This is a genomic window from Candidatus Pantoea bituminis, from assembly GCF_018842675.1.
GTDB lineage: Bacteria > Pseudomonadota > Gammaproteobacteria > Enterobacterales > Enterobacteriaceae > Pantoea > Pantoea phytostimulans.
Genome location: NZ_JAGTWO010000005.1, coordinates 395,056 through 416,664 on the forward strand (window position 1 = coordinate 395,056; position 21,609 = coordinate 416,664).

A 21,609-nucleotide genomic window follows, 5' to 3' on the forward strand; every position below is an offset into this window, starting at 1 on the left:
TGGCTAAACGCTGTAAACCGCTTGCGTCACGGGTTGCCCCAAAACGTCTTGCAGCCAACTCACGGGGCTATAGTGAAATAACCCCGGTCATTCGCTGGCAGGCATTCATCGTTGGGTTGTGGTATTGGTAAGGCACTGATGAATTGTCGAAAGGGATCGCTTCACCATGAGTTCTCATCTTCAACCTGCTGATATTATCGCATCACAAAAGCGCGCATTAATTGCCGGTTCGGTCGGTAACTTTATTGAATGGTATGAATTTGCGGTTTATGGCTTCCTGGCCACAATTATTGCGCAAAACTTTTTTCGCTTGGCGGGAGAAGCGGAACTAACCGGCATTATTCTTACCTATGCCTCTTTTGCGATTGCCTTTTTCTTCCGACCGCTGGGTGCTATTGTTTTTGGCCGCATCGGCGATCGAATAGGGCGAAAACCAACCTTAATCGTGGTGCTGATCATGATGACGCTGGCCACGGCAGCTATTGGTCTTATTCCCACCTATGCCAGCATCGGTATTGCTGCGCCGTTGATCATTACCGGTTTGCGTATCCTGCAAGGTTTGTTTGCGGGTGGAGAATATGGCGGTGCAGTTTCATTGATGACAGAATTTGCGCCACGCGGTAAACGCGGTCTGTTTGGTGCGTGGCAATCATTTACCGTTGCGTTAGGTTTGCTGGCGGGTGCGGGCATTGTCGCCTTGCTTTCCGTGCTGTTAAGCCCTGAGCAGATGCTAAGTTGGGGCTGGCGCATTCCTTTCTTTATTGCTTTACCTCTGGGTGCGGTGGCGTTATGGCTGCGCGTCAATATGGAAGAGACGCCCACTTTTATTAAGCAAAAAACAGAGCCTGTTTTGACGCAGAAAAAAGCCAATCTCAGCGATACGCTAAAAACGATTATGATCGGAATTTGCCGCGTTATGGTTTGGTCAGCAGCGGGTTACACCTATTTAGTGATCATGCCTACCTATTTGCAATCATCCTTACATACCGGATTCAATACGGCATTGTTGATCGCGGTAATATCTAATTTGGGTTTTGCTGCCACTATTATTCCCGCTGGCATGCTGAGCGATAAAATAGGCCGGCGCTCGGTGATGGTATTCGCTGCGGTGTTATTACTGCTGTTGGCCTTGCCGTTGTTACACGTATTGCAGGATCAATCCTCCACGCTGTTGATTAAAAGCGTGGTGGTTTTTATTGCTGGTGCCATTGTTGGTCTGCTCGCGGGGCCGGGACCGGCTATGTTAGCGGAGATGTTTCCCACGCGTGTACGCTACACCGGCCTTGGGTTGGCTTATTCGCTCTCAAATGCGGTGTTCTCTGGCTGCGCGGGACTGATCATCACCGGGTTGATTAAACAAACCGGTAATCTGGATATTCCTGCCTGGTATGTGATGGCAACTGCGCTGGTCAGCATTACGGCATTGATGACGCTACGTAAAGATGACCATCTGCGTGATCTGGATGATGAGATATAGGACGCGCGTTTAACGCAATTTCACAGCAATAAAAAAGCCGATAACAAAACGTTATCGGCTTTTTATTTATCTCTTCGTTAACGCAAATTACGCGGTTTGCAGCTGCTCAGCCGTCTTCTCTACTAATGCCAACAGCAGCTGAATGTCCTCTAAGGTCACTGTCGGGTTCAGCAACGTCATTTTCAGGCAGGTTACGCCATCAAATTCAGTTACGCCGACATTCGCGCGGCCAGAGTCCAGCAGCGCATCACCAATGCGTTGGTTCAGCAAGGCAATGGCAGCGTCGTCAGCCGTTGCCAGTGAAGCGGGACGATAACGGAACAGCACGCTGGCTAACTGCGGCTGCATCACCAGTTCCAGTGAAGCTTGCTCAGCAACGTAATGCGCAACCTGCTTTGCCAGCGTAACGCCGTGATCGATGATCTCGGCGTACTGCTTTTGTCCCAACGCTTCCAGGCCCATCCACAGTTTCAACGCATCAAAACGGCGGGTGGTCTGCAAAGATTTGGATACCAAATTAGGTACGCCTTGTGCTTCATCGAACTCAGAGTTCAGATAAGCCGCCTGATAGCGCATCAGCTCATAGTGGCGCGCCTCTTTCAGCAAGAAAGCACCGCAGCTGATGGTCTGGAAGAACTGCTTGTGGAAGTCCAGCGTAATGGAATCCACCAGCTCAATGCCGTCCAGATAATCGCGGTATTTTTCAGACAGCAACAACGCGCCGCCCCATGCCGCATCAACATGTACCCAGATATTGTGTTCAGCAGCCAGCGCAGCAATGTCTCGCAGCGGATCAATCGCGCCAGCATCAGTGGTGCCTGCGGTGGCAACGATAGCCAAAATCTGCTCGCCGTTGGCATTCGCCTGCGCCACTTTTTCGCGAAGATCGTTGAGATCCATGCGCGCAAAGCGATCGGTCTTCACCAGCGTGACGGATTGATAACCCAGACCCAGCAGCGCCATGTTTTTCTGCACCGAAAAGTGTGCGTTCTCAGAACAGAACACTTTGATCTTACGCAGATTACCAACCAACCCATCCTGCTGAATGGAGTGACCCTGACGCGCAAAGAACGCATCACGCGCCAGCATCAAACCCATCAGGTTACTTTGCGTACCGCCGCTGGTGAACACGCCTGCATCGCCAGGCTGATAACCAACCTGAGTACGCAGCCATTCAATCAGCTTCATCTCAATGATGGTAGCGGAAGGGCTTTGATCCCAGGAATCCATGCTCTGATTCGTGGCGTTGATCATCACCTCAGCAGCCTGGCTCACCACCAGACTTGGGCAATGTAAATGCGCCACGCACTGCGGATGGTGCACTAACAAGCTGTCTTTCAGGAAGTATTCAATCGCACGCTCAATGGCTGCCTGGTTGCCCAGGCCTTGCGGATTGAAATCCAGCGTAATGCGGTCGCGCAGTTCTGCTACAGATTTTCCCTGATACATTTCAGGCTGTTGCAGCCACTTAACCACGGCCTGGCTGCTCTGCTCAATCGCTTGCTGGTACGCTTCGGTACTCTGTGCTGAGGCAGCCAGAATGGGATTTAACCGGGACATCGAATTCACTCCACTCAAACCGGTTTGACGCCAGCGGAAAGCAGGGCGTTTTCAAACTTATCGATAAAGATTTCCAGCTCTGCATTGGTGATCAGCAGCGATGGCAGCAGACGAAGCACGCTACCGTGACGACCGCCGCGCTCAAGGATCAGGCCATTTTCAAAACATTTTTTCTGCACCAGCGCGGAAAGTTCGCCATCAGCCGGGAAGCAACCCATGTGATCTTTCGCTTCGTTTGGCTTGACCATTTCAATACCGATCATCAAGCCCAAACCGCGCACGTTACCCAGCACTGGATAGCGTTTCTGCAGGTCCGCCAGTTTGCCTTTCAGCCATTCACCTTGCTCAGCCACTTTGCTGGCAACGTTGTTATCTTTCAGGTAGCGCAGCGTGGTCAGGCCGGTAGCCATGGCCAACTGGTTGCCACGGAAAGTACCGGTATGATGGCCTGGCTCCCACGCATCGAACTGTTTTTTGATGCCCAGAACCGCTAATGGCAAACCGCCACCCACCGCTTTTGACATCACGATGATGTCTGGCTCAATACCTGCGTGTTCAAAGGCGAACAGTTTACCGGTACGCGCAAAGCCCGCTTGTACTTCGTCAATGATCAACAGGATGCCGTGCTCCTGAGTCACTTTACGAATACGTTGCAACCACTCTGCAGGTGCTGGGTTCACACCGCCTTCGCCCTGAACCGCTTCCAGAATGACGGCAGCCGGTTTACGAACGCCACTTTCCACGTCGTTGATCAGGTTTTCGAAGTAGTAGGTCAAGGCTTTCACGCCTGCTTCACCGCCAATGCCCAACGGACAACGGTAAAGGTGCGGGTAAGGCATAAACTGCACTTCAGGCATCATGCCGTTAATGGCTTCTTTTGGTGACAAGTTACCGGTCACGGAAAGTGCGCCGTGCGTCATACCGTGATAACCGCCGGAGAAGCTGATCACACCCGTACGGCCAGTGTGTTTTTCGCTAACTTCAGCGCTGCTTCAACCGCATCGGCACCCGATGGACCGGTGAACTGCAGGCAATACTCTTTACCTTGGCCTGGCAACAGCGAGAGCAGATAAGCTGAAAACTCATCTTTTAACGGTGTTGTTAAATCGAGGGTATGTAACGGCAAGCCGCTGGTAATGACATTTTGGATGCTTTGCAATACATCAGGATGATTGTGACCCAGCGCCAGTGTTCCTGCGCCGGCCAGACAATCGAGGTATTGCTTATTTTCAACGTCAGTAATCCATACGCCTTGTGCTTTGGCGATGGCTAAGGGCAATTTGCGAGGGTAACTTCTGACGTTTGATTCAAATTCAGCCTGTCTGGCCAAATAAGTCTCATTATTACGGTTTAATGAATGCGCATCTACACTGTCAATACGGACTTTATCCGTCATCATATCTCTCCTACAACCAAGACGTCAGGTTAGGTCTCAGTTGAATAATTGAATAAAAAGTGAACCGTTCATTAAAAAAGCGCGGCCAATATAGGACTTTTTGAGGTGGGACTCAATGATTAATTTTGCGGGCGCAGTTTTATGAGTTTTTATTATGAATCAATGTGTTGCTGAGTATTTGACCGTAAAAAATGTCAAATTTATGTTATGTACTTATTAATAAAGCACGAAAAGCGCGCCTTGAATTCGAATGCTCCATTTCTTTTTGATTTATTACAACGCGTTAGCGGATTTTGTTAATACCAATATGTTAATGGAATTTTTAGTTATAAGCGGTTTTCTACAGCGGTAGGTTTACTGTGTTGAATAAAGGGAAGGCGGAGAAAGGAAAAGAGGGTGCGAAAAAAGAGTAAAACTTCATTACAAAGGCGGTCTGATAAGAGAGCTACAGAGGTTGATACGGTTTTTTAACCATAAGATCCACGACGAGGCTGGTTAAGAAGTGAGCGCATTGAAAAGTGCAGGCGCTGACGTTAAATCTTGGGGTGCGTTGAATACAGCCCCGTAAAATTCGCGGTTTTGGGGCAGGCATAAAGCCTGTTTGTGCCTGCTGCGTTACCATTCATACGCATCCATACACAGGCTATCCCCATTTTCTGTGGATAACTTTTTTCGGCCCATAGCATAAGTGATCGCTATTTTGGAACCCATTGATTTGAGCCCGCGTATCTCGTTAGCGCTTTTTGCCCAAAATATCACCCATGCGCTCAATGGTTTGCTGGTCGTAACCTTGCCTGCTTAGCGGCTCAACGACATCACGTTGCATGTTCGGCAGATAACCCACCAGAAGCTCACCTGTGCCTTGCAAGCGAATATTGGCTAAAGCAGCGGGCAGGAGCAGCGTCTCCGCGCGTCCTAAGGTGTAACTTTCGCCTGCGGCCTCAATATGAAGAGGATCACCGAGGTTGGAAAAAATGCGCGTCCCGTTAAATGCATATTCATAAGCTGTGGCAATTTTCCACCGCTCAAGTGCGAAGTAGGGGCCAGCACAGCACATCAGACGGGAAATGTTTGCTGTTTCTTCAATGATTAAACCGGGCTGCGGTTCAGTTGTCAGCGTCGGGCGAAGTTCTGCCATGAGCGCATCAATATTTTTTCTCGCTCTGGCCGAGAAATTTCGCTGCCATCTTCCATTCGCCACGGCATGGCGTGCTGCTGAATATTGGAGGTTTGTTCTATTTCATAGATCAGCGTATCGGGTCCGAATGAATGCAGCATGCCGCCGGGTATGTAAAAGGTATCGCCAGTTTTGACCGGTTTACGCACCATCACCTCATCGTACTTTTCAGCCAGTAAGGCGGAGCGAACCTCTTCAGGCGTAAGATTGGGTTTAATGCCAGCCAGACAAGACGCATTCGGAGCTGCCCATAAAATATGCCAGGCTTCGGTTTTACCATTGGGCTGCTGCTCAAGCTGCTGCGCGGCGGTGTCGTTAGCGTGGAGGTGCACCGGCAACATATGTGACGCATCTATAAATTTGGTTAGCAGGGGAAATGAGGCCCAACCCAGCCGGGTGCGACCATTTCATCGGGATAGCGCTGCGTGAGCTCGCGTAGGGTCTGGCCGGCGTACTCGCCGTTGGTTACAGTAGCGTTCATGCCATCAACATCGCTGACTTCCCAGGTTTCAGCGATTCGTTTATCAGGCAAGCCTGTTTTACCCAAGCGGGATTGAATCAGATCACCGCCAAAAACGTGATAAGCCAGCGGTAAAGAGAGTGACAAAGGATAGGCTTTCATGGTTCAGCTCCTTCTGTAAGCGCCTGCTTACTGCCCTAAGCAGGCGCTGAACATATGGCATTAGATCACCGCGACGCCACCGGTTACAGCAATCGTTGCACCTGAAATATAGCTTGCCTCATCGCTTGCTAGCATGACGTAACTGGAAGCCAGTTCTGCGGGCTGACCAGGCCGTTTTAAGGGAACTTCACTGCCAAAATCTTTAACTTTTTCAGTCGGCATTGTGGTTGGGATCAGCGGCGTCCAGATGGGGCCGGGCGCCACAGCATTCGAACGGATCCCTTTTTCAGCCAAGAGCGCGGCCAGGCTGCCGGAAAAATTAACAATGGCGGCTTTGGTGGCTGAATAGGCAATTAACAGTGGTTTGGGCTGATCGGCGTTAATAGAGGCTGTGTTGATGATCGAGCCGCCCGGCGGCATGTGCGGCACCGCAGCTTTGGTAATACGGAACATGGCGTAAATATTGGTTTTCATGGTGCGATCAAATTCTTCATCGCTAATCTCATCCAGTGACTGGCGCGTCATCTGAAAGGCGGCATTGTTCACTAAGATGTTGATCTCACCAAAGGCTTCAACCGCTTTATCGACAATGCTTTTACAGATTTCGGCTTCGGTAATATCACCCGGCACCAATACCGCTTTTTGCCCCGCTTGTTCGACCAAACGGGCGGTTTCCTGCGCGTCTTCATGTTCATCGAGATAGGAAATCAGCACATCTGCGCCTTCTCGTGCATAAGCAAGGGCAACCGCACGGCCAATACCGGAATCACCACCGGTAATAATTGCCTTTTTGCCAGCCAGGCGACCAGAACCTTTGTAACTGTTTTCACCGTGATCGGGCAGCGGCTGCATCTCGGCGGTGTTACCCGGCCAGCTCAGCTGTTGCTCTGGAAAGGGAGGCTGTGGACGATTTTTCGTTGACATAAGGTCTCCTTTTACAGGGGTTAAATTGTTTTTCGTGGCAGCACAAGCAAATCAGCGCTGTTCATATAAAGCGAATTGTTTATCGCACGCATATATTGATTAACAGACAAGCTGTTGCGTAACAGGCGATGAAGTTAAAGCGTAGTGTAAGAAATAAGGCGCTGCTTCGATTCGGCATTTATTTGGTCAGGAAATGAACATGGTTTAAATAAGCGAGGCGAGAGAGTCAAAACAAGAATGGGAATTTTTAAGGGAAGCGTGAAGAGAAAGGAAATGTTTTTTCACTATGCTCAAAATGGTTGAGTCATAAGCGGAAAACCTTGTCAGCGCATCCGATATCCTGACAAGGGCAATGAACATTATTTTAATTCAGGCCAGGCCACCGCTGAAATGCCGGTTAATTTTGGTGGAGCAAAGAGTGAACCCTGGAAATAACAGACGCCTGCCGCTTCCAGCCACATCCACTCTTCGGGCTTTTCAACGCCTGACGCAATCACTGATATTTCCAGTGCAGAACAACATTTTAAAATTGCCTGGACGATAGCCTGTTTAGGTCCACTTTTGTGTACATCACAGATGATGTCACGATCAATTTTGATTTTGTCCGGCTGAATGCGTGCGAGCAATAACAGCCCGGCAGATCCCGCACCAAAATCATCAATTGCCAGGCTGATGCCCGCCGCTTTCAGTTGCTTGATAGCAGAGTCAAATTCTTCGGCGCGTGAAATGACTTCGTTTTCGGTCACTTCAACCACAATTTGCTCTGGGACTAAGCCATTTGCTGCAATTTCATTTAGCAAAAAATCAACGGCGTTGGGCACCATAACCAACGACATCGGCAGCAAATTAATAGAAAGCGTCAATCCTTGAACGTCTAGCCTATTAGCCAGCGCAAAAGCGAGTTTTTTAGATTCGAGATCTAACCGATAAAACGCTTCCTGGGAATGTTGAGCAAAAAATTCACGCGGAGAACCGCCAGTGGCGTTTCGCATTAAGGCTTCAAGCGAGACGATACGCTGTGAAAGCGGATCGATAATAGGCTGAAAGGCAAAGCTGTAATTTTCAGCAATGGAAAGCGGTATCTCTCTTTCTATTGCGGGTTGATCATCAACGATAAACTCCCAGGCACTCGCCGGTGGGATCTCGAAGTAGTTTTCTTTTTCTCGAGATTCGACAAAAGTGCGCAAGAATTGCAGCGCACGATCTTCATAAGTGAGTTGATATTTTGAGGTGCCTTTATCTAAAACCGCCTGAAGCACGGTCGCTTTGTCATGCTCTCTCAAGTCAAAGAGTTCCATGCCGACATTACCGAAGCGACGGAAGGGTGCGTAATCACGCAGCAATTCAACCAGATTATGATGGCGAGGATCTTCGCAGATGCGATCGTAAACTTTATTTATTGCTGCATCTGGGCCTTCCAATACTTGAAAGAAGTGGGTGCCGTTAAAGAGCAAAATGCCGGTGACACCAAACGACTCGTTAACTTTATTGGCTTTAACGGCTAACGCTTCGAGAGATTTAATGGCAACGTCATCACTGAGATGACTGCGATAGATGATTGTTGACAGCATGCTCTGTTCCAGAATCTGTGTTCTTTAGTCGCCTACATTAACAGAAGCCTCATCCGTTTTGTCTATAAATGTCCTTAAAAAAGAGCTAACGCCTGCGATTAGACGTGAAAAACATCATGGGAAAGAATAACCAAGCTTATTCGCAGAATAATAGGCTGAGGGTTGTTTAAAAATTGTTCGTTGCATGGCTCGCTTCTGTGTGAATCATTGTCTGGTGCATAAAAAATGGCCGCGAGCATCTCTGCTGCGGCCATTCATCACGGGCTAAGGTTCACCCGTAATACAACATTACCAGCCTTTGATAGCATCGCCTTTGTAGACTTCTTCTGCTTTCTTTAACACTTCTGGAGATTGCAACGCGGCTTTCAATTTCTGAATTTTGTCACTCTCTTTATTGTCTTCACGTGACACCAGCGCATTCACATAAGGTGAATCTGGGCCTTCCATAAATAATCCATCGCGAGTGGCGGACAAGCCTGCCTGCGCCGAAAAGTTGGTATTAATAATCGACAAGGAAACGTTTGGATCGTCGAGCGTGCGGGTCAACTGCGGTGTATCCACTTCAACCAACTTCAGGTTTTTTGGATTTTCAATAATATCCAGTGAAGTTGGCAAATAACCCACACCGTCTTTGAGTTTAATTAAACCCTGCGCCTGTAATAGCAGCAGACTGCGGCCCAGCGTGGTGGCCTCATTGGAAATGGTAATGGTCGCACCGTTTGTCAGTTCACTGATGTTTTTGATTTTGTGCGAGTAAGCTGCAATCGGGAACACAAAGGTTTTACCCACGACAGCAAACTTATAACCACGCTCTTTAGATTGATCTTCTAAATAAGGCAGACTCTGGAAGGCGTTCGCATCAACGTCTTTGTTATTCAGCGCTTCGTTGGGCAGCACATAGTCGTTAAACGAAGTCACCTCGACATCCAGCTGGTATTTATCTTTGGCAACTTTTTGTACTTCTTCCCAGATTGCCTGATCGGGCCCCGTATTAATCGCCACTTTAACTTTATTATCTTTATCCGGCGAGCAACCAGACAGCAGCACAACGGAACAGGCGAGCAACGCTGATATCAGACCTTTCATGTTTAACAACTTCCTTCAGTTTGGGTAATCGCTGAATAGTAATATAAGTGTTCACACCTGCACACATTGCTTCGGATATAACTTATAACCAACGTGCCACTTGAGATTAAAAAATAGCCGGTAGCGAAACGGGAGACTTAAAAATTAATAAAATGGCTGACTAACGTGCCATCGGTAAAACAATGCAGCATAAAAGAGGAAGAGTCGGTAACGGGAGGAACTTTTTCGGAGCCAAACCATACTGGATTTGCTGGGCAAACCGAGCCACAAATATAAGCAGGTATACCTGAAAAAATGCCGGCGACAGGACGATGAACATGTCCTGATGATAGGGCGACAGGTTTTCGAGGATGAGTGCGTAAACAGGCCTCAAGCTTTGCTGCATCGCGGCACATAATCTGATCCAGCGTTGGAATGCCACTGGGGAAAATATGATGGTGCATAAACACTATTGATGTCGCAGGACCTTCGGCTGATAAGCTTTTTTCTAACCATGGGAGATGCTCGGTTAAGCTACCTACGGCGGAGTCGGGAAGGGTGGTATCAAGCCCGATGAGGCGTACCGCATCAAAATCCGCGGCAAAATGCAGGGGTTCGACATCATCGTGCCAATAGGGTGATTTAATAACAGCGCGCATGAGCGCAGGGTGATCAGAATTACCGGGCAAGATGAGTATGGCGTAATTTTTATTTTTAAGCAGGGCTGCAATTTGCTCATAACCCTCCGTCCAGTCGTCATCAATTAAATCACCGGTGATAACCAAGACCTTTACATCAATACAATCCAACCACATCAAAATACGCGCCAATCGTGACAAGTTGTCGTTGTTGGGCGCTGCATGAATATCGGAGATCTGGACAATTATCATCGGTGTCCTGGCCTAAATAAGCGCTATGGTTTAGCGGAGTGATGATGCTGAGTCGGGTGAAAAATAGCTTAGCACGCCAATCGCTTCGACATATTAATGCCTGTTATTGAAAATCCCAGTTTCTCATAAAGATGTTTGGCCGCTGCATTGGTCGGTGCAACACGTAAACCGATCTCCGCGATACCTTCCAGCGCTAATTGGTGGCTCAGATTTTCTAATGCAGCACGGCCATAGCCTTTTCCGCGCCCTTCAGGGTAGATGAAGAAATCACAAATCCAGGCGGATTGACCCTTCATTGTCAGCCATAAGTAACCTACTGGCGGGTCGTCGCTTGCTGATAACGCCAGGCACCAAAGCTGGTTAATTGCGGTCTCTACGCCTTTAGGCAGTGAAAAATCAATGGATTCGGTTGCACGCTGTAAGGCTTCCTCGGGTGAATAGTTCCGGCTGGCGGCGAGGTCATTGGCATATTCATCAATAAACAGAAGCTGGTAGACCGCAAACTCATCCGCTGTCATGGGGCGTAATAACATGTGTGTCTCACTGTAGTAGGTACTGAAGCGGGGCAAACAGGCTTGTTGATGCCACGCTGAGGCTGGCGCTAAACTCCAGCAAGACGGCATGAATGATTGGCTAATAACGCGTAGAGATACACACCGCTAACCTTCCAACTGCCGTGCATTTTCCTGAAGGCGTTGAAAGGTAGCATAGCGAAGTTGGTGGCGCTCGCGATAATGCGTTTCTGGTATGTATTCACTGGCGACGTGTGTAAAACGTGACATGCCTTCACTGACTGATGAAACCATGCCGCCCGCAAAAGCCGCGAGAATAGCAGCACCCAGTAGCACTGGTTCACTGCCTTTAGTGGCAATCACTTTGTGTCCGGTGGCATCTGCGAGCAGTTGTCGAATGAAGGGATGCTGGCCTGCGCCACCGCTGATGACAATATTTTCGATGGTTGCCCCGGCTTGATCCTGAACATCAATGATCTGTCGCAACCCGTAACCAATGCCGCAAATGCCCGCAATGTAGAGTGACAACAGGTTGTCCAGATCGTTTTCCATCCCTAAACCCGCAATCAATGCACGCGCGTGAGGATCGGCGAAGGGTGCGCGGTTGCCAAGGAATTCAGGAATAACGTGAATGCCTTGGGTATGTTCTACCGCTGCCGAGGCGTTCTCGTACTTTTCCAGCGCTAAGTCGGCCAGGAAAACCGGTAACGAAACAGCACGCTGATTCGCCCTATTTGCTGCTTCGCGAGCTGCCGGATGAAACGCTAACAATTGATCAATTGCTGCTCCAGCGGCACTCTGCCCGCCTTCGTTTAACCACTTTCCTGGCACCATTGCAGAAAAATAAGGTCCCCACACGCCAGGAATAAATACCGGCGCTTCGGTGGTGGTCATGGTGCAGGATGAAGTACCAAATACGTAGGCAAGATTATGGCTGGCGCTGCCTTTGGCGCCTGCCGTACCGATACCGCCGGCATGGGCATCAATCATCCCGGCAGCGACAGGCGTGCCGACCGGTAATCCCATTTCATCCGCCGCTTCTTGTGTCAGCCCTTTACCACAACAAGTGCCCGGTTCGACAATCTGCTGACCAATGCGGGAAAACTGCTCATCGGCCAGCTCTTCAAGCCCGATCTGGCGAAAATAGTCTGCATCCCAGCGCTTTTCGTGGGCGATATAGGTCCATTTACAGGTCACGGTGCAGGTGGAACGCGCCAGATCGCCGCTGCTGCGCCAAGTGAGAAAGTCGGCCAGATCGAAAAATTGCCAGGTTTTGTCATAGGTTTCGCGGCGATGCTCTTTCAACCAAAGAAGCTTTGGCGTCTCCATTTCTGGCGAGATTTTACCCCCGACATAGCGCAATACCGGATGTTGCAGCGTATTGATACGCTCCGCTTGAGCGGTGGCCCGATGATCCATCCAGACAATGACATTACGATCGTCATTGTTGCTGTCGCTGGTTGCCAGCGGTTTTGCGACGGCATCCAACACCACCAGCGAGCAGGTGGCGTCAAAACCGATACCGGCAACCCGCTGAGGATCAATGGCCGCGCGCTGGATCGCCTCTTTCACTGCGGCACAAACAGCCTGCCAAATCTCGCGACTCGACTGCTCAACGATATGTCCGGGCGCGCGAAAAAGGGTAATCTCGCGTTTTGCGGTTGCCAACATTTCGCCGGAGTGGTCAAACACGCCAGCACGCGCGCTGGTGGTGCCGACATCGACTCCAATCATGACGCGATTATCCGCTGCGCTATCCTGTAATTTGCTGCCCATACGCTCTCCTTTTCCTGAATAACAGGGTTAAAGATCAACGCTGTTTGGCAGGATAACCAAGTCGCGTACTGTGACATTACGTGGTCGAGTCACCATAAAGAGTACCGCATCTGCCACCTCTTTCGGCTGCATCAGGCTGCCGTTCGCCAGTGCATCTTCTAACTTTTCTTTTGGCCAGTTATCGATTAGCGCGGTGACAACCGGGCCCGGCAAAACGGCGCCAACGCGGATGCCATGTTTCGCTACCTGCCGACGCGTGGTGTGAACAAAAGCCTGCACGGCAAATTTCGACGCCGTATAAATCGGTTCCCAGATCACGGGTACAACGCCTGCAATCGAGCTGGTAAAGAGAATATCACCCGATTTTTGCGCAATCATGTGCGGCAGTACTGCATGAACGGTACGGAAGGCCGCGTTGATATTCAGGTTCAACATGCGGTCCCATTCATCGGGGTTGCCTTCCTCAATCGGCCCCCCACATAGGCTCCGGCATTGGCGTAAAAAATATCCAGGCCGCCAGCCGCATCCAAAATGCCCTGCAACATGCCTGATATTTCTTGCGGCTTAAGCAGATCAATCACCAACGGAAACGCGTTTTCACCCAGTTCATTTGTAAGTTGTTCCAGCCGCTCACGCGCCCTGTCAATCAGTACTACTTTCGCGCCAGCGGCTAAAAAGTTCGGGCACATTCCAGACCGATTCCTGAAGCCGCCCCGGTGATGGCGACAACTTTATTTTCAAGTGAATTAAGCATGGTTATTTCTCCTGTAGGAATGCGTTATTTAAGCGCGACCGTGATTAACACGAGAGCGCCGGGCGAGAGAATCGACAATGACAGCAATGGCCAGCACGCCGCCGGTGATCATGTAGCGCAGTGATGAGGGCAGATTAAGCAGTGTCAGGCCGTTGGAGATGGACTGAATAACGATAATGCCCAGCAGCGCGGAATAGGCATTTCCCCGCCCACCAAACAGGCTGGTGCCACCAATGACAGCGGCAGCAATTGCATTAAGGTTGACGTCGCCTGTGCCCGCTTGCTGACTGGCGGAAGCTAATCGGGAGGCTGCAAGGATCCCGCCCAGCGTCGCCAGGGTTGAACAGAGCATAAATGCGCTGATGTAGATGGCACGCACATTAATTCCTGAACGACGAGCGGCCTCACGATTGCCGCCAATGGCAAACATCGAGCGTCCCCATTTGGTTCGTTTCAGCGCATAGTTAAGCAGCACGGTGAAGACCACAAACAGGCCAAAAATCCACGGGACGCCGCGACCGAGGTTAAGGTAGAAAACCGCGAATTCGAAAACCACTGTTAACAGGATGGCGCGAATGAACAGCGCACCCATGGGTTCAGATGAGAGATCAACCTTCTCACGACGGTTACGGGTTCTCAGGCCCTGAATCGCCATGGCTACGCCAGGCAGCACTGCCACCAGATAGGCGAACCAGTCAGGCATTACCATCACCTGGCCAAAACGCACCAGCGGGGAGATATAGGGCAGGTTGATACTGCCTGAGGGGCCAAGGATGTAGAGTTGCATTCCCAGCAAGGCCAGCAGCCCGGCAAGCGTCGCGACAAAACTCGGCATACCAAGGCGGTTATAAAGTTGCGCATAGATCATCCCAACCACTGCACCCATCACCAGCGCTACGGCAATCGCACCGGCTATCGGCCAGCCAAGATTAACCCACAATACTCCGATGATGGCGGAAGAGAGCCCGCTCATCGATCCAACAGAAAGATCGATTTCTCCCAGCATCAGTACGCAGACAATACCCAGCGAAATAAAACCAATGGTTGCGCAGTCGAACAGCAAGTTGACCAGGTTGTTGGGAGCCAGGTAAACCGGATTAAGAATGCTGAACACGGTAGAGATTAAAATCAGGCCGAGCACCACCGGCAACATGCCCAAATCACCGGTTTTTATTCGATCAACGAAGGAGTGGAAAACACCGGACAGGCTTTCATCGTGATGCACGCGTTCATCGCTACGATCGAGAGCGGCGCGCCTTTTTTGCTAATGGTGTTCATGGATTTACAGATCTCCAGGCTGGCTTTGATGCGATCTTCTCTCGACCCGGCGTGACACGGCATTTTCCGTGGCACCGGTGATGGCCGCGACCAATTCCTGGTTTGACGCATCGGGAGTGAAAATGCCGGTATTACGACCCAGACGAAGCACAACGATTCTGTCTGCAACTGCCCGCACATCTTCCATGTTGTGGCTGATAATAATGACGCCTAGCCCGCGGGCCCGCACGCGTTCTATCAGGTTCAGCACTTCAGCCGTCTGGGCTACGCCAAGTGCCGCGGTGGGTTCATCAAGCATGACGATTTTCGGGTTTAACAGCAGCGATCGGGCAATGGCGACCGTTTGACGTTGACCGCCTGATAATGACGCCACAGGTTGGCGCACTGAAGGGATCCGAGCCGCCAACTCGTTTAACAGTGTCCAGGCGCGTACTTCCATCGAGACTTCGTCTAACTGCCAGGCGGAAATCTCATGGCCTAAAAACAGATTGGCAACCACATCAAGGTTTTCACACAGTGCCAGATCCTGAAACACGGTGGCGATACCGTATTCCAACGCTTTGCCGGGACTGTCGAGATTCACCGGCTTGCCTTCAAATTCCACCGTACCGGAAGTGGGCTGGTGCACACCCGCAAGGATTTTCACCAGCGTCGATTTCCCCGCGCCGTTATCACCCACCAGCGCCACCACTTCGCCTGCGAAGATCGCCAGATCAATATCTGTCAGTGCAGAAACCGCGCCAAAGTTTTTCGAGACTTTACTGAGCTTCAGTATTGGCTGCCCCTTATCGGGCAGAGTGTCATTTTCATTCAACATGGCGTGACCCTGATTCGATGAAAAAGAGGTCCGTAAGCGTCCGCTACGGACGACTTGCTGACTTACTGAATACCCAGCTTTTTGCAGTCTGCGGCATATTCACCGGTACAGACTTGCGCTGGCGTTTGGATCTTCTTGTCGAAGATTTCGGCTTTGATGTTTTTGGCCGTAATCACTGCGGGCACGAAGAGTTGCGAAGGTGTGTTGTACAAGGTGGTGCCCGCTTTGGGTGTTTTGCCTTGAATCAAGGCCACCGCGACGTTAGCCGCTGCGGCCGCTACCACTTCTGAGGGTTTGGAAATGGTGTTGTATTGATCGCCTGCGATGATCAGTTGCAGCGCGGCAATAGTGGCATCATTGCCGGTGACGGGCGGGATCGGCGTGACGCCAGCGGCTTTGAATGCGGCTATCGCACCGCCGCCTGTACCATCATTAGCCGCAACCACGCCTTTGATTTGATCGCTGAAACGGGTGATCTGGCCGGAAGCCCACTCCTGTGCTTTCGGTGGTGCCCATTCAGGCGTATCAAACTCAGCCAGCGTTTTGTAGCCAGACTCTTTCAGCCCGCGATGCACACCGTCACGGATCAATCCTGCGGCGGCATCCGTGGGTGAACCGTTGATCTGCAGAACGCCTGCACCGGCTTTGACCCCCGATGCTTTCAGGTGATCGACCAGTGATTTAGAAATGGCGTAACCAATGCCTTCGTTGTCGAAAGAAATATAGAAATCAGCCGCTTTACCCGGGATGGGACGATCGTAAGCGACAACTTTAACGTCCTGCGAATGGGCGATTTCTAAAAGACCTGCTGCCGCCGAGGAATCAACCGGATCCAGTACAATGACTTTCGCACCTTGCGCAATCACCGAGTTGAATTGCTGTTGCTGCAAAGAGGCACTGGCGTTGGCGTTTTGATAAATCACTTTGCAATCGGCGCAGAGTTTCGCCATTTCCGCTTTGAATCCGGGGTAATCATGCTGTTCATAACGTGTAGATGCCTGATCGGGCATCAGAAAAGCCACTGTCGCCGACTCCGCTGCCTGGGCAGCACCAGCAACACAAACCAACGCGGCAGCCGAAGCCACCAGAATAGTGCGATAACGCATTTCTCTTCTCCTCGATTAGACGGGAAAGCATTTCAGTGCGTGTCGGCATGACATTCGCGACTGAAAAACGCGAAGGAGAAAGCGGCTACGGGACATCAGGGGTCTGTTAACTGCGACAGGCTTCTCCCGCTATGACTTTTTCCATAACGTTTATTTGCCATTTAAATCACATTTAATTCACATCGACATTACATTTGCTCAATCGATGGAGCATGATTGTCACTATTGAAAATTAGTGTCAAGCTAACTAAAAAACAGAGATTGGGATTTGTGATTCAACGCAAACAAGTCAAGAAAACGACGATCTACGACCTGGCTGAATTGACCGGCGCATCTGCCAGCGCGGTCAGTTCTGTGCTCAACGGCAGCTGGAAGAAACGCCGTATCAGCGCAAAGCTGGCGGAAAAAATTACCCGAATTGCCGAAGAGCAGGGCTATGCACTAAACAAACCCGCCAGCCTGTTACGCAGTAAAAAGTCGAAAATTATCGGCATGATTGTGCCTAAATACGACAACCGCTATTTCGGATCGATTGTTGAGCGCTTCGAGTCCATGGCGCGCGAACGCGGGCTTTTTCCCATCATCACTTGCACCCAACGAGAACCTGCGCTGGAAGTCGAAGCCGCAAGCGCCATGCTCTCTTATCAGGTGGATTGGATGATCTCGACCGGCGCAACCGATCCCGACAAAATCACCGATATTTGTGCCCAGGCTGGCGTGCCAACGCTTAATCTGGATCTTCCCGGCAAACACGCGCCCTCAGTGATTTCAGATAACTATGGCGGCGCAAAAGAGCTGACGCATCGTATTTTTAAAAGCTGTGAGAGGCGTCTCGGTTCGGCGCAGTCGCTGGTGTTTGTGGGGGCAGGCGGACCGATCACAACACCCTTGAACGTTTGCGCGGATTTACGGATGCCCACAAAGAATGGGGTTTAGAGGTGGCTGAATCGAGACTTCTGGCCTGCGGCTATGCGCCAGAAAAATCAGAACAGGCACTTAAAGAGTATGTCGGGCAGGGCGAACGTCCTATTGCAGGCTTGTTTGTTAACTCCACTATTTCGCTGGAAGGGGTAATGCGATGGATGCTGATGTCAGGCTATACCGGTGAAAAACAGCTGGCGATGGGCTGCTTTGACTGGGATCCTTTCGTCGCGCTATTAGGGTATGACATCGAAATGGTTCGGCAAGATGTACCGGCCATGTTAGACGCGATATTCAAGATTATTGATGCCGGTGCCACGGATAAGCAGCTTATTGAAATTCCGCCCCTCTTTACCCGCTGAAGTCGCCAGAAGCCCGGTTTATGTTTACGCCGGGTTTGCAGCACAATCCTGCATTCATTAAGCCTCCACGCTCATTATCACGATTCGGACAGTTCTACGTGGTCAGAGGTCACACGAGTTGCTAAGTTTAGGTGCTAAACTTTTTACCCTTTTTCATCCTTAACCAGGAAAAGATAATGTCTACAAACGCACTTCTTACTGGCGTTATTGGAGAAGCCGTTTTGGAACTCATTGAAAGAAAAGAGCTGGTTGCTTCTGACAGCATCTTGAAGATGATCGAAAAAAACGGAGTTTCTCGCAAAACCGCGCTCAACAACAGATTCTTGATTACGCCATCGAGTGGATAAAAAAGGGGTGTAAAACTCTCCCGTTTTTATCGCCTCACGCGCTGCAAGTTTAGCCGCAGCTTTGTGCGCTGACTTGCTGCTTTATTAATGTCAGCACTTTCCCCGATATCCTTGTTTTTGAATGGGCTTATTACTTAGCTCAACACGTTGCGATTTTGCTGAGTCAGCAACGAAACTTCAGTTGATGCGTAAAATGTAATAATATAACATTACATTTCATGTTGCTCACTGAGGATTACGTTTTGGCACATAGCTTGGGTAAACTTGTATTGGCTCTGGGTACGCTTGTTTTAAGCAGTCAGGTTTTCGCTCATGCGCATCATTCACACGGTAAACCGTTGACTGAAGCTGAGCAAAAAGCGTCTGAAGGGATTTTTAGTAACGAAAGCGTGAAAGAGAGAAGCCTGACAGACTGGGATGGCATTTGGCAGTCTGTTTATCCTTTATTGCAGAGTGGCGAGCTGGATCCTGTCTTCAGAAAAAAGCGGAAAAAGATACACGTAAAACATTTGAAGAGATAAAAGAGTATTACCGTAAAGGATACGCGACAGATATTGATACCATTGGTATTGAAAACGGCGTAATAGAGTTTCATCAAGGCGATAAGGTCAGTTCATGTAAATATGACAGTGCCGGTTACAAAATCCTCACTTATGCATCGGGCAATAAAGGCGTTCGCTATTTATTTGAGTGTAAAGAGCCCAACAGTAAAGCGCCTAAGTATGTGCAGTTCAGCGATCACACCATCGCTCCACGCAAGTCCGCGCACTACCATATTTTCATTGGCAACAGCTCTCAAGAGGCCCTGCTGAAAGAGATGGAAAGCTGGCCTACTTATTATCCTTACCAGTTAATGAATAAACAGGTTGTTGATGAAATGCTTCACCACTGATGTGGTAAAGGTGAATGTTTTATCGCGTTATTAACGTACACAGTCTTTCACGCCGCCTTTCAATCATAAAAGGCGGCGTGATTCATAGCGTTGACGCGTCGCCTGTTATTTGGCTCTTTTTGGCTGCGGATCTTGATCGCGTTCAGCTTCAAACACCAGCGCATTACTTTTGCTGTTGAGCTTTTTCAGTACCGGTTGTAATTCCCGCAGTACCTGATCCAGGCGCTGCATATCGCCGACTAACTTGTCATAGGCAGGGGAACCTTGTTGCAATCCTTTCATGCTACGTCCCAATTCACGCAGCGTTTGCTGCATCTCTTCAGGCAAGGTTTTCATGGCCGGGCTAGCAGTGAACTGATTGACATGCTTCAGTGATGTTTGCAGCTCGCGCAGTGTGCGCTGGCTCTCTTTCAAGGTACCTGTTGCCTCAGCCAGCACCGGGTTGAGTTGCAAGCCGTTAATTTTATCTAACGTGGCAACCAGTTTTTGTTGAATCTGATTCAGCCCGCTATTGGTGGTGGGAATGATCTCATATCCGGCTACTTCAACAGGGCCTTTATAAGGCGTCGCATTTTCATAGAAGTCTAAATCGATATAAAGCGCGCCGGAGATCAAATTACCTGTTTTTAGCGTGGCACGCAGGCCGCGTTTTTTGCCCTCATGAAGTCGTTGTTCAAGATTGAAATTCTTGCCCATACCTTTGATAAAACGATCCGGTTCGATGCTGATCAGCACCGGAACCTGATAATTGGTGTGAAGATCTTGCGTCACGCCCGGCAAAAAGAAGGGTACCTGAGCCACGGTACCAAGGCGAATGCCGCGAAACTCCACCGGTGCGCCCGCTTGCAGACCGCGCACTGAATCGGTAAAGAACATCAGGAAATCGATGTGTTCGGTATAAAGGGAGTCCTGAATGCTGCGCTGATCGTCAAACAGATGGAATTCCGCTTTATTCTCTGCCGCTGCACCGGGTTGCCAGCCCTCCGGCACGTCAAAGCTTACGCCACCGCTGAGCAGGGTGGTCAGCGATCCCATTTCTACGCGCATCCCAGAAGCAGACATTTCTACGGCCACACCGCTGTCTTTCCAAAAGCGGGCGTTAGTTGTCACCAGCGCGTCATAAGGTGAATAGATAAATAACTGATAATTCATAAGGCGCTTATCGGTATCAAAGGCACTGGTTTCAACTGCGCCTACGCGATAGCCGCGAAATAACACCGGATCGCCTGGATTGAGCTGTCCCGCTTTTTTGCTGTCGAGGGTGATATGAATGCCTTTGGCGTTAGCGGGTGCCAGCGGAGGGGAATCTAATAAGGTGTATTGCGTTGGCTGTGCGCCGCTGGAACCCGGCTGTAATTCAATATAGGCGCCGGATAATAACGTCCCGAGACCTGTCACGCCGCCGCGTCCCACTTGCGGTTTTACCACCCAAAATACGCTATTGCCGTGCAACAATCTTTCCATACCGGTTTGCAGACGCGCTTTGATTTCAACGTGATGAAGATCCTCACTCAATACTGCGCTTTCAACCAAACCGATGTTGATGCTGCGACTCTTGATCGTGGTTTTTCCTCTTCTATTCCTTCAGCATTCGCTGTGATCAGCGTGACTTCCGGCCCTTGACGGCTGTAGTGATAATATAAAATCCATCCGCCAATCAATAAGGTCACGCCGGGGATAATCCAGACCGGTGACCAGCGTTTTATTTTATCAATTTTGGCAATGCCATCACTATTTGCCTTCAAGACACGCCTCCTTAAGGCTGCTTTTTTAGAGACATGATTACAGCGATAAATAAATATTCCGCAAAGATGACTAAATGAAACGCAAATAAATTAATGAGTTGCAATAGTTGAATTTACTTTAGATGAGGTGCGGCTTTCTTCTGCATCTATTTTAACCCTGTCATTATAGTTAATCTCTGCCGGAAGCCAGACGATTGCTGATAACAGGTTTATGATAAATATCAAAATTGGGCTGAAAAATTAAAGGATAAGTCGGACAGTAAACGTAAATTTTCCTTATGTCTCTTCATGTCATTTTTAACCATAAAAACGCATTTGCATGAATGAACGTTATGCTTAATTAAGAGGTTTGTCTCGTTTAATCGGTGCGGGGTTTAATTTTATTTACATGAAGTTAAAGAGTCGGGCGTAGCTTCA

15 protein-coding genes and 5 pseudogenes are annotated in these 21,609 nt (G+C 49.7%); 4 read left to right on the forward strand and 16 right to left on the reverse strand.

Features of this window, described 5'->3' with window-relative positions; translation table 11 throughout:
- The first annotated feature begins 166 nt into the window (after positions 1–166).
- Positions 167–1,477 carry an MFS transporter gene (locus KQP84_RS24390; RefSeq protein ID WP_215848648.1) on the forward strand — a complete coding sequence of 437 codons (1,311 nt, stop codon included), beginning with the start codon at positions 167–169 and terminating at the stop codon, positions 1,475–1,477.
- Between the two features lie 87 nt (positions 1,478–1,564).
- On the opposite strand, the gene KQP84_RS24395 is transcribed toward KQP84_RS24390, so the two are convergent.
- The 15 genes and pseudogenes from KQP84_RS24395 to KQP84_RS24455 all read right to left on the reverse strand — a co-directional run bounded on the left by KQP84_RS24395 (position 1,565) and on the right by KQP84_RS24455 (position 16,925).
- On the reverse strand, positions 1,565–3,037 hold the full coding sequence (locus KQP84_RS24395; protein ID WP_215848649.1) for a pyridoxal phosphate-dependent decarboxylase family protein: 1,473 nt from the start codon (positions 3,035–3,037) through the stop codon (positions 1,565–1,567).
- Between the two features lie 14 nt (positions 3,038–3,051).
- Positions 3,052–4,436: pseudogene (locus KQP84_RS24400) on the reverse strand (diaminobutyrate--2-oxoglutarate transaminase).
- 730 nt (positions 4,437–5,166) lie between these two features.
- Positions 5,167–5,571, reverse strand: coding sequence for a hypothetical protein (locus tag KQP84_RS25695; protein ID WP_252515540.1), 405 nt, complete (start codon positions 5,569–5,571; stop codon positions 5,167–5,169).
- Positions 5,547–5,951 (reverse strand): class I mannose-6-phosphate isomerase, encoded by a 405-nt coding sequence (locus KQP84_RS25700; protein ID WP_252515541.1) that lies wholly within the window; start codon positions 5,949–5,951, stop codon positions 5,547–5,549. Before KQP84_RS25700 ends, KQP84_RS25695 begins: the two co-directional genes overlap by 25 nt.
- A gap of 23 nt (positions 5,952–5,974) precedes the next feature.
- Complete coding sequence (locus KQP84_RS25705; RefSeq protein ID WP_252515542.1) at positions 5,975–6,232, reverse strand: hypothetical protein; 258 nt, start codon at positions 6,230–6,232, stop codon at positions 5,975–5,977.
- Between the two features lie 60 nt (positions 6,233–6,292).
- Entirely contained in the window at positions 6,293–7,156 is an 864-nt protein-coding gene (locus tag KQP84_RS24410; protein ID WP_215848650.1) for an SDR family oxidoreductase, read from the reverse strand.
- 359 nt (positions 7,157–7,515) lie between these two features.
- Complete coding sequence (locus KQP84_RS24415) at positions 7,516–8,727, reverse strand: diguanylate phosphodiesterase (RefSeq protein ID WP_215848651.1); 1,212 nt, start codon at positions 8,725–8,727, stop codon at positions 7,516–7,518.
- A gap of 288 nt (positions 8,728–9,015) precedes the next feature.
- Entirely contained in the window at positions 9,016–9,813 is a 798-nt protein-coding gene (locus KQP84_RS24420; protein WP_215848652.1) for a MetQ/NlpA family ABC transporter substrate-binding protein, read from the reverse strand.
- A 137-nt stretch (positions 9,814–9,950) separates the two neighbouring features.
- Positions 9,951–10,682 carry a metallophosphoesterase gene (locus KQP84_RS24425; RefSeq protein WP_215848653.1) on the reverse strand — a complete coding sequence of 244 codons (732 nt, stop codon included), beginning with the start codon at positions 10,680–10,682 and terminating at the stop codon, positions 9,951–9,953.
- Positions 10,683–10,750: 68 nt separating this feature from the next.
- Positions 10,751–11,215 carry a GNAT family N-acetyltransferase gene (locus KQP84_RS24430; RefSeq protein WP_215848654.1) on the reverse strand — a complete coding sequence of 155 codons (465 nt, stop codon included), beginning with the start codon at positions 11,213–11,215 and terminating at the stop codon, positions 10,751–10,753.
- 126 nt (positions 11,216–11,341) lie between these two features.
- Positions 11,342–12,970, reverse strand: a complete 1,629-nt coding sequence (locus KQP84_RS24435; protein WP_215848655.1) for an FGGY-family carbohydrate kinase — start codon at positions 12,968–12,970, stop codon at positions 11,342–11,344.
- Positions 12,971–12,997: 27 nt separating this feature from the next.
- Positions 12,998–13,724, reverse strand: a pseudogene (locus KQP84_RS24440) (SDR family oxidoreductase).
- A 28-nt stretch (positions 13,725–13,752) separates the two neighbouring features.
- Complete coding sequence (locus tag KQP84_RS24445) at positions 13,753–14,949, reverse strand: sugar ABC transporter permease (RefSeq protein WP_215848656.1); 1,197 nt, start codon at positions 14,947–14,949, stop codon at positions 13,753–13,755.
- A gap of 57 nt (positions 14,950–15,006) precedes the next feature.
- Complete coding sequence (locus KQP84_RS24450; protein WP_215848657.1) at positions 15,007–15,819, reverse strand: ATP-binding cassette domain-containing protein; 813 nt, start codon at positions 15,817–15,819, stop codon at positions 15,007–15,009.
- A 62-nt stretch (positions 15,820–15,881) separates the two neighbouring features.
- Positions 15,882–16,925 carry an ABC transporter substrate-binding protein gene (locus KQP84_RS24455; protein WP_215848658.1) on the reverse strand — a complete coding sequence of 348 codons (1,044 nt, stop codon included), beginning with the start codon at positions 16,923–16,925 and terminating at the stop codon, positions 15,882–15,884.
- A 270-nt stretch (positions 16,926–17,195) separates the two neighbouring features.
- Between KQP84_RS24455 and KQP84_RS24460 the strand changes: the two are divergent.
- The 3 genes and pseudogenes from KQP84_RS24460 to zinT all read left to right on the forward strand — a co-directional run bounded on the left by KQP84_RS24460 (position 17,196) and on the right by zinT (position 19,447).
- Positions 17,196–18,208: pseudogene (locus KQP84_RS24460) on the forward strand (LacI family DNA-binding transcriptional regulator).
- Positions 18,209–18,384: 176 nt separating this feature from the next.
- The gene (locus tag KQP84_RS24465) at positions 18,385–18,555 is read left to right on the forward strand and encodes a hypothetical protein (RefSeq protein ID WP_215848659.1); all 171 of its coding nucleotides are present in this window, start codon (positions 18,385–18,387) and stop codon (positions 18,553–18,555) included.
- Between the two features lie 242 nt (positions 18,556–18,797).
- Positions 18,798–19,447: pseudogene (gene zinT / locus KQP84_RS24470) on the forward strand (metal-binding protein ZinT).
- Between the two features lie 105 nt (positions 19,448–19,552).
- Here zinT and pqiB read toward each other — a convergent pair.
- Positions 19,553–21,192: pseudogene (pqiB, locus tag KQP84_RS24475) on the reverse strand (intermembrane transport protein PqiB).
- Positions 21,193–21,609 lie beyond the last annotated feature (417 nt).